The sequence below is a fragment of the Pseudomonas sp. AL03 genome (genome assembly GCF_029960815.1).
GTDB lineage: Bacteria > Pseudomonadota > Gammaproteobacteria > Pseudomonadales > Pseudomonadaceae > Aquipseudomonas.
This window is the reverse complement of the sequence record NZ_JASBRE010000052.1, coordinates 1-15,037: the sequence shown is the minus strand read 5'-3', so window position 1 is coordinate 15,037 and position 15,037 is coordinate 1. Positions and strand designations below refer to the sequence as shown.

14 protein-coding genes and 4 pseudogenes are annotated in these 15,037 nt (G+C 59.3%); 3 read left to right on the top strand and 15 right to left on the bottom strand.

The window, feature by feature from the left end:
- Positions 1-283: 283 nt before the first annotated feature.
- From QK293_RS26960 to QK293_RS26910, 11 genes are all read right to left on the bottom strand, one after another.
- The gene (locus QK293_RS26960; protein ID WP_282383275.1) at positions 284-1,789 is read right to left on the bottom strand and encodes a YdgA family protein; all 1,506 of its coding nucleotides are present in this window, start codon (positions 1,787-1,789) and stop codon (positions 284-286) included.
- A 299-nt stretch (positions 1,790-2,088) separates the two neighbouring features.
- Positions 2,089-2,727: an NADH:ubiquinone oxidoreductase subunit N gene (locus QK293_RS26955; RefSeq protein ID WP_282383272.1), complete on the bottom strand. Its 639-nt coding sequence runs from the start codon at positions 2,725-2,727 to the stop codon at positions 2,089-2,091.
- Between the two features lie 82 nt (positions 2,728-2,809).
- On the bottom strand, positions 2,810-4,258 hold the full coding sequence (locus QK293_RS26950; RefSeq protein WP_282383270.1) for a TolC family protein: 1,449 nt from the start codon (positions 4,256-4,258) through the stop codon (positions 2,810-2,812).
- Complete coding sequence (locus QK293_RS26945; RefSeq protein WP_282383267.1) at positions 4,255-5,142, bottom strand: HlyD family secretion protein; 888 nt, start codon at positions 5,140-5,142, stop codon at positions 4,255-4,257. Before QK293_RS26945 ends, QK293_RS26950 begins: the two co-directional genes overlap by 4 nt.
- Positions 5,139-5,348 carry a DUF1656 domain-containing protein gene (locus tag QK293_RS26940; protein WP_282383263.1) on the bottom strand — a complete coding sequence of 70 codons (210 nt, stop codon included), beginning with the start codon at positions 5,346-5,348 and terminating at the stop codon, positions 5,139-5,141. The genes QK293_RS26945 and QK293_RS26940 overlap by 4 nt, the downstream gene beginning before the upstream one ends.
- Positions 5,345-7,417: an FUSC family protein gene (locus QK293_RS26935; RefSeq protein WP_282383260.1), complete on the bottom strand. Its 2,073-nt coding sequence runs from the start codon at positions 7,415-7,417 to the stop codon at positions 5,345-5,347. The genes QK293_RS26940 and QK293_RS26935 overlap by 4 nt, the downstream gene beginning before the upstream one ends.
- Positions 7,414-7,842, bottom strand: a complete 429-nt coding sequence (locus QK293_RS26930) for a MarR family transcriptional regulator (RefSeq protein ID WP_282383258.1) — start codon at positions 7,840-7,842, stop codon at positions 7,414-7,416. The genes QK293_RS26935 and QK293_RS26930 overlap by 4 nt, the downstream gene beginning before the upstream one ends.
- Before the next feature lie 395 nt (positions 7,843-8,237).
- Positions 8,238-8,516 (bottom strand): type II toxin-antitoxin system RelE/ParE family toxin, encoded by a 279-nt coding sequence (locus tag QK293_RS26925; RefSeq protein WP_282383278.1) that lies wholly within the window; start codon positions 8,514-8,516, stop codon positions 8,238-8,240.
- Positions 8,513-8,758: a type II toxin-antitoxin system Phd/YefM family antitoxin gene (locus QK293_RS26920; protein ID WP_282383254.1), complete on the bottom strand. Its 246-nt coding sequence runs from the start codon at positions 8,756-8,758 to the stop codon at positions 8,513-8,515. The genes QK293_RS26925 and QK293_RS26920 overlap by 4 nt, the downstream gene beginning before the upstream one ends.
- Before the next feature lie 145 nt (positions 8,759-8,903).
- A complete protein-coding gene (locus QK293_RS26915; RefSeq protein WP_282383253.1) occupies positions 8,904-9,149 on the bottom strand; it encodes a DUF2789 domain-containing protein in 246 nt (81 codons plus the stop codon).
- A gap of 139 nt (positions 9,150-9,288) precedes the next feature.
- The gene (locus QK293_RS26910) at positions 9,289-9,750 is read right to left on the bottom strand and encodes a YbaK/EbsC family protein (RefSeq protein WP_282383251.1); all 462 of its coding nucleotides are present in this window, start codon (positions 9,748-9,750) and stop codon (positions 9,289-9,291) included.
- 198 nt (positions 9,751-9,948) lie between these two features.
- On the opposite strand from QK293_RS26910, the gene QK293_RS26905 reads away from it, so the two are divergent.
- The 3 genes from QK293_RS26905 (at position 9,949) to QK293_RS26895 (ending at position 11,982) form a co-directional block, all read left to right on the top strand.
- Entirely contained in the window at positions 9,949-10,479 is a 531-nt protein-coding gene (locus tag QK293_RS26905) for an NfeD family protein (RefSeq protein WP_282383249.1), read from the top strand.
- A 2-nt stretch (positions 10,480-10,481) separates the two neighbouring features.
- Entirely contained in the window at positions 10,482-11,240 is a 759-nt protein-coding gene (locus QK293_RS26900; protein ID WP_282383248.1) for a slipin family protein, read from the top strand.
- 358 nt (positions 11,241-11,598) lie between these two features.
- Positions 11,599-11,982, top strand: coding sequence for a DUF6124 family protein (locus tag QK293_RS26895; protein ID WP_282383246.1), 384 nt, complete (start codon positions 11,599-11,601; stop codon positions 11,980-11,982).
- Positions 11,983-12,091: 109 nt separating this feature from the next.
- Here QK293_RS26895 and QK293_RS26890 read toward each other — a convergent pair.
- The 4 pseudogenes from QK293_RS26890 to QK293_RS26875 form a co-directional block, all read right to left on the bottom strand.
- A pseudogene (locus QK293_RS26890) lies at positions 12,092-12,922 on the bottom strand (ABC transporter permease).
- Positions 12,923-13,009: 87 nt separating this feature from the next.
- Positions 13,010-13,210, bottom strand: a pseudogene (locus QK293_RS26885) (ABC transporter ATP-binding protein); the annotation flags it as partial.
- A 208-nt stretch (positions 13,211-13,418) separates the two neighbouring features.
- Positions 13,419-14,096, bottom strand: a pseudogene (locus QK293_RS26880) (ABC transporter substrate-binding protein); the annotation flags it as partial.
- A pseudogene (locus QK293_RS26875) lies at positions 14,095-14,713 on the bottom strand (TauD/TfdA family dioxygenase); the annotation flags it as partial. The pseudogenes QK293_RS26875 and QK293_RS26880, both read right to left, overlap by 2 nt.
- Between the last annotated feature and the right edge of the window lie 324 nt (positions 14,714-15,037).

Here is a 15,037-nt window from a genome sequence, read left to right as displayed (position 1 = left end):
CGAAGTGCGCCGTATTGGCCGACCCGAACATACGCTTATCCTTAAGCAGAGAGGATATAAAAGCGCGACGTCCAAACCGTCCATGGTCTGTGCACGCGAAACTGGCGGGCACGTTAACAACGGGGAAAAGGGATTTATGTAGGAAGGGTCTTCGAATACAGCCAGAGCTTTCCGTTCTTCAGAAAACTGGGCGTCGCTCCTTGTCCCGCTTCAAACGCCAGACAACAAAACGCCCGGCATCTGCGTTGCGCAGAGGCCGGGCGTCGGCGGGTAAGTCCTGGTTTTACTGGACGGTGACACTTCCGCCGAATTTGCCCATGACGAACCCGACAAACTCTTCGACGGTCATTTTCTGGCCGTTGAATTCCACCTGATTATTGGCGTAGTGCAGTTTGGTGACGATGTTGTTGCCTTCCAGTTTTGCCAACTGCGTGCCGACCGCCATGCTGCTGAACATGTCGGCGGTGGCGGTGGCCTGATCGGCGATGAGCTTGGCGTCGGTCTGACCGTCGATTTGCGATTGCACGCTCAGCAGGTCAACGAGCATTGGCTTGGACACTCGCACGTTAACGTCCAGCAGCGCGATCAGTTGTTGAGTCAGCTGATCTGGCGGCAGGTCCATGGATTGTGGTTTGGTCAGGTCGAGCACCAGGTTGGCGCGGCTTTCGCCATTGGGGGTGTTGAACGACAGATTCTCCAGGGCGACCTGCGGGCCGGCAGCCAGCAGTTTCTCCAGTCCGGTTTTGACTTGCGCCTCTTCGGCCGGGGTCAAGACCAACTCTGGAGCCGGTTCGCCCGCAGCAGCGGCCTCAGCGGCGGCCTTCTCGTACGGTTGCAGTTTGGTCTGGTAAATCTGCATCAGCGACACTGTTGCCGGGATGTCGAGGTTCTTCAGGCTCATGGCCATTTGCGCAGACCCGACAGCCTTGCCGTTCAAGTTCACCTCACCCACTTTGTAATCGGCACGCCCCGAAGCGCTGGTACCCGATTCCTCGGTCTGGTTCTTCATTTCAAATTTCTTGAAGCCCAATATCGACTGCTTGGCGCCGAAGGTGGTCTTGCTGTCGGTCAGCTCGACGGTGTTCTCGCCGGTGTAGTAACCGTAAGTACTTTTTTTCAGGTTGCTGGCCAGGGTCAGGCCGTTCAGTTCGACCTTCACCGGCGTCTGATCTTCGGCGACCGTGCTTAGCGTCAGGCTGTCCATGTAGCCATTGGCCTTGACCTTCTGCGCTTGAGCGCTGGCGGCGACTTCGAGGTTCAGCCCGGAAAATTTCAGGTTGGATTTGTCGTCAAGCGCCACGTCCAGCGGCAGCAATTGGAGGGTGCCGTTGGTGGAGTTGTCGTAGCCGATGTTGACCACGCCCGTCAGAGGGGATTTGTCCTTGGCAGCGGCGAACCACTTCTCGGTAGTCGGGGTTCTTTCCAGTTCGTAGTGACTGGTGGCCAGGACCGGCAGCCACTTCAGCGACACCAGGCGCGAGAACGGCAGCGGACCGTGTTCGATGTGATCGACAAACAGCAGCTCCACCGGTGCTTCACCGAACATCTCGCCTTGGCCCTTGAGGCGGTAGTGCGCGGTGCTAGTGAATACGTTGCGCTCCAGCGACACCAGTTCCAGCGACGCTTTGCCGTTGGAACCGACCAGCGCGGCTTGCAGCTCTTTGTTGGCGTCGGCGATCGAGGTATTCAGCACACCTTCGAGTTTGGTCCCGGTGTACCAGGCACCGCCGGCGCTGATTGCACCGATGGCGACCACAATTCCTAGAAGCACGCCTGCAGATTTATTCATGAATGACCCGATCAATGTCCGTTGTTGAAGGTGTGGTCGTCTTCCCTGAACCCATGACGGGTTGCGGTCACGACTGCGCAAAAAGTGGGATGCAGATTAGCATCAGGTGCGCCGGGCAACCCAATGATTAAAGGTTAAAGAGTGTCTATGGACCGCGCGCAGGGGTTGAGAGTTTCGGCGGTCATGCAATCGCCTTCGCGGGCAAGCCTCGCTCCTACAGGGACTGTGGTGCCCTTGTAGGAGCGAGCGATGCGGCGACCCGACTTGCCCGCGAAGGCGTCAGTACAGGCAACATCAATTCAGGAATACTGAACCTCGATCTCATCCAGCTGATGATCAAAGCTCTTGAGCCGTGCGGTCCATGTATAGACCAGCACCTCGAAGTCGCGATTGATCACCGCCGTGCCGCTTGGGGATTCCGAGCGCGGGTCGCAGAAGTCCAGTTGATAACGTCCGCGGGCCATGGCGTTGGCGACATCGCAGAGTTCACGGGCGTTGTTGAGCCAGTGCCAGCCGTCCTCGGACACTTGCTTGTCCAGCGCCTGGCATTGTTTTTTCAGGGTTTCGAGGCTTTTTTCCAGCGGCGTGCCGGTGAGTTCGCCCATGACTTCCTGGAACGTACGCCCCGGTTGCCAGTAACTGCCCCAGAAATACCGATCGAACACCGTTTCGACACGGCGCAGCGCGACCTTGGTGTCCCAGATCAGCACCAGTGTCTTGCCTTGTTCGAGCTGTCTTTTTTTGATGCGCTGGCCCTGAAGCGAAGCCCAGGCCACCACCACGATTGCCATCACGGCAATCAGCGCTGAAGCACTGTCGAGGAATACCAGCGCCTTGTCGATCTGGTGGGCCAGCATGATGCCGTAGAAATAGGTGGCCGACAGCAACACCAATGCCGCTATAGCGCACCAGAAGCCGGGAGCATAAGGGTTTTTCATTATTGGAATCCCCATGACCAACGCGAGCCTTGATTGATGAGCTCGACGCGCGACCTCATCAAGTCAAAGCATAGCAACGGCCTCAGGGTTTGCCGGGCTGTGACGCTTGCGTTCGTCCGCTTTCCCACCCGCCGCCCAATGCCAGGAACAAATCGATCTGGCTCATGGCAACTTGCGTGTTGGCCGAGGCCAGTTGCGCACGCACATCGGTGTAGGTGCGGGTCGCTTGCAGGTCCGCCAGGAACGATGCGCGACCGGCCTGGAAGAAGCGGTGGGTCTGGTCTGCCGCCAGTTGCGCCGATTGGTCGGCATCGGCCAGCGCATCGCGACGTTGCAACAATGCGGAGTACTGGGCCAGCCCCGTCTGGGTTTCGCGGATGGCGTTGAGCACCACGCCATCGAAATGTGCCAGCGCGCCTTGGGTGGCGGCTTCGGCCTCGCGAATTCGTGCGCGGGAGCCGTTGGACGGCACGGTCCAGGTCAGCAACGGCCCGAAGCCCCAGCGATTGGTTGCTGGCTTGCCGAGGCTTTCCAGGATACCGACGGTACCAACGGTCGCGCCGATGCTGATGTCCGGGTACAACTCGCCGGTGGCGATGCCGATGCCGGCGGTCGCGGCAGCCAGTCGTCGCTCGGCCTGCCGCACATCGGGGCGACGCTTGAGCAACGTCGCGCCGTCACCCACCGGCAACAATTGCGCAATTTTTGGCAGTTCGGCGCAGCTGTCGGTGCCGGCCGGCAGTTGATCCAGCGGCTTGGCCAGCAGCATCGACAACCGGAACAAACCGGCCTGACGCGCCGCCTCATAACGCGGCATGTCGGCGCGCAAGGATTTGAATTGGGTTTGTGAGCGGGTGACCTGGGTTTCATCGCCACGCCCGGCGTCGCGCAAGCGCTGGATCAGCGTGGTGCCCTGGGCTTGCAAGTCGAGGGAATGCTGGGCAATTACCTGCTCTTCGTTGGCCGCGCAGACTTGGGTATACGCCCGAACCACATCGGCCACCAGGGTAATCCGCGCGGTATCCGCCGCGGCTTGCGTCGCGTCGGCATTGGCCTTGGCCGCCTCGATGCCGCGCTGCAACGTGCCAAACAGGTCGAACTGATACGAGGTGGTAATGCCAATGTCGCCGACGTTGGCCACCGGCACTTTCTCCGGTAGCAAGAATGCTTCGCCGGACTCCTGCAAACGCTGGGCGCCGATCTTCACGCCGCCGCTCCAGCCGCCTGCAGCTTGAGCCTCATCGACCTGCGCGCGAGCCCGGGAAAGGTTCGCCGCCGCCACGCGCAAATCGGTGTTGGAGGCCATGGCCTGTTGGACCAATTGATCGAGTCGCGGGTCCTGATACAAGCGCCACCAATCGCTGGGCACCGGTGCCGAGACGACATTTTTGCCGTTCACCGCCAAGTCGCCCTGCAAGTCTTCACGGTGTACGGCGGCCTCGTCCGGCAATTGATAGTCCGGCCCGACCACTTGGCAGGCTGACAACAACAGGCCTAATCCGGCGATAGCCAAACCCGAGGCCCTGCTCATTTCACCGGCTCCTGGGTTTGATCGTCAATGATCGACACCGTGGCGGTACGCCCGGCGATCATGCGGAAATCCGTCGGCACGTCATCGAAAGCGATCCGCACCGGAATCCGCTGTGCCAGCCGCACCCAACTGAACGCCGGGTTGACGTTGGGCAGCAGGTTACTGCCGCTGCTGCGGTCGCGGTCTTCAATGCCGGCGACGATGCTTTCCACATGCCCGCGCAGGCGAGCTCGGTCGCCGATGACCCGAATATCGACGCTCTGGCCGACATGAATGCCGTCCAGTTTGGTTTCCTCGAAATAACCGTCGATATGGAACGAATGGCTGTCCACCACCGACAACACCGGCCGCCCGGCCGTGACAAATTCCTGAGTTCGCGGTGCCCGGTCGTTGACGTAGCCATCCACCGGGCTGCGGATGGTCGAGCGGTCGAGGTTGAGCTGAGCGCTGTCCACGGCCACCTGAGCTTCCATCAACGCCACTTCGGCACGGGCCACCCGGGACTGGCTTTCTTCCAGTTGCTCGCCCGGCACCAGATTGCCGAGGCCACGGTTACGCTTGGCTTCGCGTTGCGCCTGAGCCAGGGTTTCCTGACGGTCGGCGGCCGCTGCCTTGGCCTGTCGCAGGGCTAGGTTGAAACGGTCCTGATCAATGCTGAACAGCACCTGGCCACGTTTCACCGGTTGGTTGTCACGCACGTCGACGCGCTGGATCAGCCCGGACACGTCCGGCGCGATCTGCACGATGTCGGCACGGATGTGACCATCCCGGGTCCAGGGCGCGAACATGTAATACATCACCATGCGCCAAACCACGACAACGGCAAAGGTCACGATCAGCAGGGTCAGGACCACGCGACCGAGGGTCAAAAAAGGTTTTTTCATGTCATCAGGTATCGACTGAGTGAGTCCACGGCGCCGAGCAGCACGGCGTAGAGAGCCACGTTAAACAATGCCCGGTGCCAGACCGGACGGTAAAAGTGCAGGCGCGTCAGCAACCCGTGCACCAGCAGGTACAACACATACGTAATGCCCATCAGCACCAGCAGCGTGGGCAGAAACACCCCGCTGATATCCAGATCACCGATCATAAAGGCGCTCCATCGTTGCCATGGGGAAGCGGTTCTTCGAGTTCGCCGTTGCCGACGAACTCGACCCCTGGCAGCAGCGACAGGCGCAGACCGCTCAGGGCGTGCAGCAAATGCAGGCGGGCGCCCTCATCGCACTCGGTGTTGAGGGCGCGACGGGTGCGGTCCAGGGTCATCAGCAACGGACTCGGTGCCGGCAAACGTTCGCCAGCCTTGAGGCAGGCTTTGAAATACCCGCCAACCTCGGCCACCACTTGGTGCAGCAGCGCTTGCGGTACGCCGAGGACTCGCGGTGTATAGGCGAGCAAATCCAGCAGATTCAGCGCCACGCGCACTTCCCGCAGGGCGATGCCGGTGTCCTGGCCAGTCATGGCCAGGCGCGGTAGATGCTGCATCAGGCGATCGAGCATCTGCACGCCCAAGTGCCGGTGCTCAGACAACGTGGCCGGTTCGGTCAGGCTGAGAATGTCGCGCCAGCTGAAACGGGTCAGACGCTTGGCCGCCAGTTCGGCGCCGAACGGCCGGGCGATCAGGGTCCAGACGAAGGCGAACAACAAGCCCACGGGGCCGGCCAGGTTGGAGTTGGCGAAGCTGAGGAAATCCGCGTCGTAGGCGCCCTGAATGCTGATGAAGGACGAGGTGTTGACGAGGGTCAGCAGCATGCCCAGATAAAACTGCGGCTTGACCGTCAGGGTGCCGATGCAAATGAACGGCACGGCAAACGCCAGCACCAGCATCGGGAAGTCATGCAGGTTGGGCGGGACCAAAAACAGATAGAGGCTGGCGAACAACACCGACATCGCCGTCCAGAAAAAGAATCGGAAGATCTGCGGTGCCGGGTCGTCCATCGACGCGAAAAAGCTGCACGCCACCGCCGCCAGAATCACTGCGGCGCCACCGTCGGTCCAGCCGAGCAGAATCCACAGCACCGAAGCGACGATGATGGCGGTGACCGTGGACGCCGCCGAATAGAGCATCAGCCCACGGTCGAGAAACGGCGACAGCCGACCGAGCCGCCAGTGCCGATAGACCGCGCGCCAGCTGTCCTGGCTTTCGCACTGGATGGCGTATTGCAGGCTGCGACAGTCCTGCCACACATCAATCCACTCGCCGAGGCGATACAGGGCGTTGGAAAACAGCAATTGCTTGCGATCATTCAGCGCCTCGGCACTGGGTTGCAGGGCCTCGAGCTGGTCTTTCAGCGTTTGCCAGCGGTCCAGGTCGGCGTCTTTGTGGCCGAGCCATTCGGTGGTCGCGGCCAGCAACGGCGCGAATTTATCCACAAGCTCGGGCGTGCGCCGCTCAAGGGCATAAAGCGCGTCGTCCAGGGCGTCGATCACTGGCAGCAGGTGAATCATGCGACCGCGCAGTTCCTTAGTGTTGCGCACCGTTTGCGGGCGCGCGCCTTCGTGGGGCAACTGACCGATCATCAATTCCAGCGTGTTGAAGGTCGCAACCATCGAGGAGCGCAACGCGCTGACTTCGTCCGGCTGCACGTTGCGGCTGAGGAAACGCAGGCTGTAGGTCGAGGCATCGACGAACCATTTGTTCACTGAATCATTGAACACTGGCGCCAGCCGGCGGGGCCAGAACATGGCGCCGACCACCGCCGCCACGGCGATGCCGAGGAAGATTTCTTCAGTCCGCGCTTCGGCCACGTCCCACACCGCCAACGGGTTATCCACTACGGGCAGGGCGATCAGCGGTAAGGTGTAACCGGCGAGCATCAGGGCGTAACTGTTGGCGGTGCGCAGGTGCAGCGACAGAAACAGCAGAATCCCGGTCCACAGCGCAATGACCACCACCAGCACATAGGGACTCTGGACAAACAGCGGCACGAAAAAAACCGCCGCAGCGGCGCCGAGAAAGGTGCCGACCGCGCGGTACAACGCCTTGGAACTGGTAGGGCCGACAAACGGACTGGAAACGATGTAGACCGTAGCCATCGCCCAATAAGGACGGGGCATTTGCATGAGCATGGCGATGTACAGCGCAATCATCGATGCCGCGAACGTCCGTACACCGTAGAACCAGTCCCGCGCCGGGGGCATGCCGGTAAAAAATCCGTTCAAGGGGTGATCACCGGCAGATGATTGGCCGATTCAAACGCTCTCAGTACCCGCAACGCCGCTTCCAGATCACTCTGATCAATCCCTTCGAGCACTTCATGGCGCAGGCGCACCAGCTCGATTTCGACGGCTTGCACCAACTCCCGGCCCGTCTCGGTCAGGCTCAGGCATTTGGCGCGCCGGTCATGGGCGTCTTCGGTGCGGCAGACGTAGCCGGCATGACAGAGTTGATCCAGCAGGCGCACCAGGGACGGGCTCTCCATCCCGGCCGCCTGCGCCACCGTCACCTGCCGCACACCCTCGCCCAAGCGCCCGATCATCAACAACGGGACGGCGCAGGCTTCGGAGATTCCATAGTTGACCAGCGTGGTCTGGCAGATCTTCCGCCAATGCCTGGCGGCCACCACCATGGAGCTGCTGATGGTCATCTGGAGAGCGTCGAGGTTCTTCGGCACGAGGGGAAACACACACTGTTAGTTTGCTAACTATCAATATGACATTGGAGGGGAAATTTGGTCAAGTTTTGAAACAAATTGGTGGGCATGACCCATGACTAGCTTCGGCAGGAATCGCCGTAGCATTCGAAACTGCGTAACGCTTTGCGACCGGACCGAGACTTAACCAGTGACTAAACCTCCTGCATCAGAATCTGAAAACACCTTGGATTCTGCAGACTCAAAACAATACCGCGGTTTCCTGCAAAGGAAAGTGGACGCGGCACGGCTATCACAGCGTCAAGGCCAATACTTCAGCAATGAAGAGATCGAAACAGAATTTGCCGCCAGGCGGGCGCAGGCGGCGGAATAGAAAGATCGGAAAGCTATTAACGTTTCTTGGCTCGGTCGTAAACAGCGCTGCGTTCACGCCTACCCACTGCCACCACCGAAACGACTACACGTTCATCAATAACTTCGTACACCAACCTGTACCCCGATGAGCGCAACTTTATTTTGTAGCAATCAGGCATTCCATGCAGTGAATCTGATGGCACTCGAGGGAGCTCGAGTCGCTCTGCCAGTTTCTTTTTGAATTGCTCTCGCAATGTATGACCCAGTTTGTCCCACTCCTTGTGTGCGGACGGCAGGAATTCGAGCTTACTTATAGGTCATCCAGATTTACCGGGACCGGTGTTTCATGCTTGCGAGAGCGAACAATTTCTGCCAATTCAAGATCATCGAGGCGTTCCATCATGGACTCGAAAACATCGGCCGGGACCATGTAGCCCATAACTCGATTGTGATTCAGCACTGCGACGGCCCCACCATGGGAGCCATTCAAGACCGCTGATGGATTTTTCTTCAACTCAGACACACTGACAGCCATGTCGGCCAGAACATTTTGCATAATTAAGACCTCAATTCAGGTCATGATTCTGGTCTATTCATGCTTTATGAGCAACCTGGAAAAAACCCTAAAATTGGATTTCCCCCCAGATTTTTTTACCACTCACCAGTTTTTTTTACATTTCGCCATTTTCTCTCAGATTTTTTTACACCCCACGCCCCTTCCTCAACAGCACATCCAACTGATCCACCACCTCCGCCCAATCCGCGTCATCCAGAATCTCGTCCCGCAAAAATGCCGCCTGACTCTTAGTCCAGAAAAACGCATCAGCCAAATGCAATTCAGGTTTGAGCGGTGAATGGGTGGCGATGAATTGGTCGATGCTTTGGGCATCATCGGGCAGGCCGAGTTGTTTGAATAGGGATGGGAGGCTGTGGGTTGGGGATTCCATGTCGGGCTCCTTTTTTATGGCAAGTGATTGGTGACTGCTTTGCAGTCAATCGCGGGCAAGCCACGCTCCCACAGGAACTGCGAGAACCCTGTGGGAGCGTGGCTTGCCCGCGATAGCGGTGTAACTGACGCTACAAAACTCATTGACTCAATTCACACACCTCAGCATGCGGCACCATTTTCAGGAATTCCGGCATGCTCATGTGCACCAGGTTGTTGTGGTTACCAGCCTCCAGGTAGATGTCTTTTTGCCGGGTCAGCAGTGGGTCGATGACCATGTCCATGCCATAGGATTCGCCCAACGCCGGCACCGCGCCGCGTTCGCAGTCCTGGAACAAATGCGCCAGGGTGCTTTCCCGGGTGATCTGCCATTCGCCGCTGCCGCGTACTTTACTCAGGTCCAGGTGACGGCTCGCCGGCAGCACGGCCATTAGATAATGGCCGTGGTGGTCGTCGAGGATCACCGATTTGGCCACCCGTTCGGCAGGAATGCCCGCGACCCGCGCCGTTTCAAGGCTGCTGGCCGAGTGCGGATGGGTGACGACGTCAAATTCGCATTGAGCCTTGTTCAGACTGTCCTGCACAGTTCTTGCCATACGCATGATGCACCTCGGTGTCCGCAACCACTGTTCGCGGACGATGGTTAAACTTTTTCTCTCCACTAAAAGTCTAGGCCCGCTGGCGCAATCTCGCGGGAAATCTGCCCGCCGGAACAACGTCAACAACTGATCAAAATTCGTACAACCTAGAGCTCGACTAGACTGTATAAAGAACCATCAATGACTCTCCCGGAGGGTCACGTGAACACTCGGTGTTGTGCAGTTGCGCTGCTGTTGGCTTTGAGCGGATCGGTATTCGCAGCGGACACCGTCGTCCTGCTGGTGCCCAACCCCATCGGGATCTGGCTGATCACGTTCGGCATCGCGTTTCTGATCGCCGAGGCGGCCTTGCCCAATTACGGCGTGATCGGTCTGGGCGGCATTGTGATGTTCGTGATCGGTGCGGTGATTCTGACCAACACCGAGGTCCCTGTTCCGTTGATAATCGGCATGGGACTGATCAGTGCGCTGTTGCTGATCTTCCTGCTGATCCACGCTCTGAAAACCCGACCGCGCGAAAACGTCAGTGGCGATGCAGGACTGGTGGGTAGCGTGGCCCCGGTGATGTCGCTGGCCGGCAACGCCTACAACGGTTGGGTGCACCTGCAAGGAGAAAAGTGGCAAGTACTCAGCGCCACGCCGCTGCAACCCGGGCAAAGGGTTCGGGTGGTGGCACGCAAGGGATTATTGCTGGAAGTGGCCGCGGCTGACGCGGCGCCGGGTGGAGAATAACCATGGGCCTGCAACTGGGTTTTGCCGCGCTGCTGTTACTGGTGATTGCACTGGCGGGGTCGACCTTCCGCATCCTGCGCGAATACGAGCGCGGGGTAGTCTTCCAGCTCGGGCGCTTCTGGCAGGTCAAAGGCCCTGGCCTGATCCTGCTGATTCCGGTGGTGCAGCAAATGGTTCGCGTCGACTTGCGCACCGTGGTCCTCGACGTGCCGCCACAAGACGTGATCACCCGCGACAACGTCTCGGTCAAGGTCAACGCGGTGCTGTATTTCCGCGTCCTCGATCCGCAGAAGGCCATCATCCAGGTCGAAGACTTTCTCATGGCCACCAGCCAATTGGCCCAAACCACCTTGCGGGCGGTGCTCGGTAAACATGAGCTCGATGAACTGCTCGCCGAGCGTGAGCGGTTGAACACCGACATTCAGCAAGTGCTCGATGCCCAGACCGATGCCTGGGGCATCAAGGTCGCCAACGTCGAGATCAAGCATGTGGACCTCAACGAATCAATGGTCCGCGCCATCGCCAGACAGGCCGAAGCCGAGCGGGAACGTCGGGCCAAGGTGATCCACGCCGAAGGTGAATTGCAGGCCTCGGAAAAACTCATGCAGGCCGCTGAAATGCTCGGGCGCCAGCCTGGGGCCATGCAGTTGCGGTATATGCAGACGTTGAGTTCGATTGCCGGGGACAAGACGTCGACGATCGTCTTTCCGCTGCCGATCGAGTTGCTCAAGGGGATGGCGGATTTGTCGTCCAAAGAGTGACCTTCACCACAGACACCAACGTCCGGTAATCCCGTCGGAGATTTCCTTCAAGTTGTAGTGGTGTTGGTGAACTTGTTCCGGTTCGAACCCAGGTCTAGTCTGGCTTTGTCACTGAATAAACGGTGACACGGACGTGCAAGTCCGGGTAAAACGTTGACCAATTTCGCGTAGGCATTCGTCGGGCACTTTGTGCTCGCTGTATTCGCTTTATGGCGGCTATGTGCGGGAGACCTTCGGGTCTGCCGAGGTTTTTTGGTCTGGCGGTTTACTCGGTCTTGCACCCCGCACATAGCTGCCACCCTAACTTCGCGTGCAAGCGAACCGGGTCAGCGCCTTTATTAAAAAATGAGGTCAGACCATGTTCAAACCAACGCCGAATCCTCCAGAGAACTCTGGAACCGATTCCGAAGATTCTCTCGAAGCCGAAAAACTCAAAGAAGCCGCCGACCGCGCCTTCGCCCACTACTTCCCCCCGACCACCGAAAAACCGCCCAAACACCGCAAAGGCAACCTCTTCACCGTCGCCCCCGATGTCAACACCGAAACCCTTCTGGCCAACGCCTCCGAAGACCTGCTGTCCATCAGCGCCATCGCTGCCAATCTGGCGGACGATGTGGACGGGACACGGCGCTCGGTAGCCCTGGCGCTCAGCCGCATGGCCGATGGCGTGCAGTTGCTCGTAGAGCGAGCGCTGGATCATTGGGAGGAGTCAGAGATCATGCAGGCTCGGGTCAAGGTTTAGCCGGGGAGATTTGTGGTGAATTGACCGCCGCCATTGTCGTATCGCCGCCCGGAACGAGCTTGCTCCGGGCGGCGATACGACGATGGGGTCTGACCAGACGCCGCAGCACTTAGCGTTGCATCCCCCAACGCTTCACCGTCACCCGCTCCAAGGTGTCGAACACCAGATTTTCCACCAGCAAGCCGATCAGGATCACGACCGCCAACCCGGCAAACACTTTGTCGGTGTACAGCTCATTACGGTTCTGGAAGATGTACCAGCCCAAACCACCCTTGCCGCTGGTGGCGCCGAACACCAGTTCGGCGGCGATCAGCGTGCGCCAGGCAAAGGCTCAGCCGATTTTCAGTCCGGCGAGAATCGATGGCAACGCTGCCGGGATCAGGATGAACAGTACGAAACGCATGCCTTTCAAACCGTAATTGCGCCCGGCCATGCGCAGGGTTTCCGAAACACTGAGAAACCCGGCATAGGTGTTCAACGCCAATGCCCAAAGCACCGAATGCACCAACACGAAAATCAGGCTGTTCTGCCCCAGGCCGAACCACAACAGCGCCAGCGGCAACAGCGCAATCGCCGGCAGCGGATTGAACATCGAGGTCAACGTACTCAGCAGGTCGCGACCGAACTGCGTCGACACCGCCAGGGTGGTCAGGGCCAATGCCAGCACGATGCCGATCAGGTAGCCCTTGAGCAACACCACCAGCGAAATCCACACCTTGCCCAGCAACTCGCCACTGAGCAGACCGTCATACAGCGCGCTGCCGGTTTGCAGAAAACTTGGCAGCAACAGGTCGTTGTGCTGAACACGGGCAACCACTTCCCACAGGACCGCGAGCAAAATCAGGATCAGGCTTTTGCGCACCCAGCCCTGTTGCCAGAGGCGCTGACCCAGTGGCAGCTCACGTTCCAGCGGCACGCTTAGCAGCAATTCTTCCTGCATCTTGCGGCGGGTCAGCGCATCGAGGGCGGCGAAGGGTTCGTCCATCAAGAGGATTTTCGGCTGCATCGCCAACGCCCGGGCGATCGCTATACGCGCCTTCATTCCTCCAGACAGAGTATGCGGATAAGCATCGGCAAACGCCGCCAGACCGACCTTGTCCAGATGGTGCAGCGCTCGCTCCTCGGCCTCTTTGCGCTTGAGCGTCCTGGACGCCAGCAGCGGAAACATCACGTTCTGTTTGACGGTTTTCCACGGCGGCAACTGGTCGAATTCCTGGAACACCACGATCCGGTCCGGCCCCGGGGCATTAACGGTTTGCCCCTGAAGATGAATCTCGCCCTCACACGGCAGCCCGAACCACCCGCTGAGGCGTGCGGTATTCGAGGCTGACGTTGTCGACCGACAGGAGCGCTTGGGCTGCCGCGATCGGTTTGCTGACCGTGTGGCCTTGCAAAGGGGCGTTCATCTCGGTCAGCTCCCTTGCAGCGGTTTGGCGGTCAGCCGCCGCGCCCTTATCGTTCTGAGCAAACTCGGCGGCTTCCGTCAGTGCTTGGACAGACGCTTTATAGGTTTTCGGGTTTTCGTCGCGGAATTTCTCGGTGGCGAACAGCACCGTCGGCGAGTTCGGGCCGAGTACGTCATTGGAATTCAGCACAACGTGGACGTTAGGGTTTTCCAGCTCTTGATCCTGGTACGGCGGGTTGGAAAAGTGTCCGGTCAACTCGGTGCCGCCGGCAATCAAAGCCGCCGTGGCGTCGGGGTGCGGAACGGCGACGGTGTACTTGTCGAGGCGATTGAATTCCTTGTCGCCCCACTGCTTGGCGGCCGCGTATTGCAGGATGCGCGACTGCACCGACACGCCGACCGCCGGCACCGCGATGCGGTCCTTCTCGGTGAAATCGGCGATGGTTTTGACCTTGGGATTGTTGCTCACCAGGTAGTAAGGGAAGTTGCCGAGGGAAGCCACGGCTTTGACGTTCTGCTTGCCGTGGGTGCGGTCCCAGATGGTCAGCAGCGGACCGACGCCGGCACCGGCAAAGTCGATGGAACCGGAGAGCAGCGCATCGTTGACAGCGGCACCGCTGGAGAGCTGGGTCCAGTCGACCTTGATGTCGATGCCTTCCTGCTTGCCGTACTTCTCGATCAAGTTCTGATCGCGCACGACGTTGAGCAATCGGGTGGACCACTTCAGCGACCTGCGCCAGCTGTTCCGGTGTCAGCGTCGGGCGCCAGTTGCCTTCGAATTTGCTCTCGCTGTAGCGCGCGGTGTAAGCGTGCGCCGCCGATCGGCCTTCGACGGCTTTGCGCAGCGCTTCGGGCAGGTTGTCCCAGGCTTTGTGCATATCGGCGAAGAGCGTGTCGCCGCCTTCGGACGGCAGCTCTTGGGCGTGCAGCATCGAGCCCAGGCTTGGCAGCTCTTTATAGGAAAGGTCGGAATGCCAGAACTTGCCGGCGTCACCGAGGCCGATGGATTGGCCGTTTTCGATGATGTTGGAAACGATGAGAATTTCCGGATGCCCGGCCAGCAGGAATTGCTTGAGCACATGGATCTGCAACACGCCGAAACGGCGGCTGAAGGCGATGTGCTGCTCGGGGGTAATGCGTTGGTCGCGGAACACCACGACGTGATGATCCAGGTGCGCGCGGTGGATGCGGGCGAAGTCCGGATCATTGATCGGGCGGGACAGGTCGAGGCCGATGATTTCGGCACCGACGGCGCCACTGAACGGGCGGATGTCGAAGGTTTGCGGCGATGTTCGCGGCGCTTGGGGAAGCCGTTGCTGCAGACATAAATCACTCCCACGCACGGCACGCTCAAGGGCGCGCGCGTCGATCAAGAAACTCACGGAGGTCCCGTGTTGGTTCGTGTCGTGCGGCGCGCCGATTGGTCGGCAGGTACGCAGGAGGATGACTTTATAGATATAAGAACTGAAATTTAAATACCGTTAGCGAATAACGATATGGCTTTTGGAATGCGCCGTTCTTGAGGACGCTTTCGCGGGCAAGCCTCGCTCCTACAAGGTTTATGTCGTTCACATAATTGGCGTACGACACGAAACCCTGTAGATACTCTGTTCACGGTCAAGCTTTCGCGAGATGTTTTTCGCTAAAAAG

Coding starts and splice junctions, on each gene's coding strand:
- QK293_RS26920 (WP_282383254.1), bottom strand. CDS start 8,758: ATGCAAAATGTTCTGGCCGACATGGCTGTCAGTGTGTCTGAGTTGAAG.
- QK293_RS26930 (WP_282383258.1), bottom strand. CDS start 7,842: ATGACCATCAGCAGCTCCATGGTGGTGGCCGCCAGGCATTGGCGGAAG.
- QK293_RS26940 (WP_282383263.1), bottom strand. CDS start 5,348: ATGATCGGTGATCTGGATATCAGCGGGGTGTTTCTGCCCACGCTGCTG.
- QK293_RS26895 (WP_282383246.1), top strand. CDS start 11,599: ATGTTCAAACCAACGCCGAATCCTCCAGAGAACTCTGGAACCGATTCC.
- QK293_RS26960 (WP_282383275.1), bottom strand. CDS start 1,789: ATGAATAAATCTGCAGGCGTGCTTCTAGGAATTGTGGTCGCCATCGGT.
- QK293_RS26945 (WP_282383267.1), bottom strand. CDS start 5,142: ATGAAAAAACCTTTTTTGACCCTCGGTCGCGTGGTCCTGACCCTGCTG.
- QK293_RS26910 (WP_282383251.1), bottom strand. CDS start 9,750: ATGCGTATGGCAAGAACTGTGCAGGACAGTCTGAACAAGGCTCAATGC.
- QK293_RS26950 (WP_282383270.1), bottom strand. CDS start 4,258: ATGAGCAGGGCCTCGGGTTTGGCTATCGCCGGATTAGGCCTGTTGTTG.
- QK293_RS26900 (WP_282383248.1), top strand. CDS start 10,482: ATGGGCCTGCAACTGGGTTTTGCCGCGCTGCTGTTACTGGTGATTGCA.
- QK293_RS26915 (WP_282383253.1), bottom strand. CDS start 9,149: ATGGAATCCCCAACCCACAGCCTCCCATCCCTATTCAAACAACTCGGC.
- QK293_RS26955 (WP_282383272.1), bottom strand. CDS start 2,727: ATGAAAAACCCTTATGCTCCCGGCTTCTGGTGCGCTATAGCGGCATTG.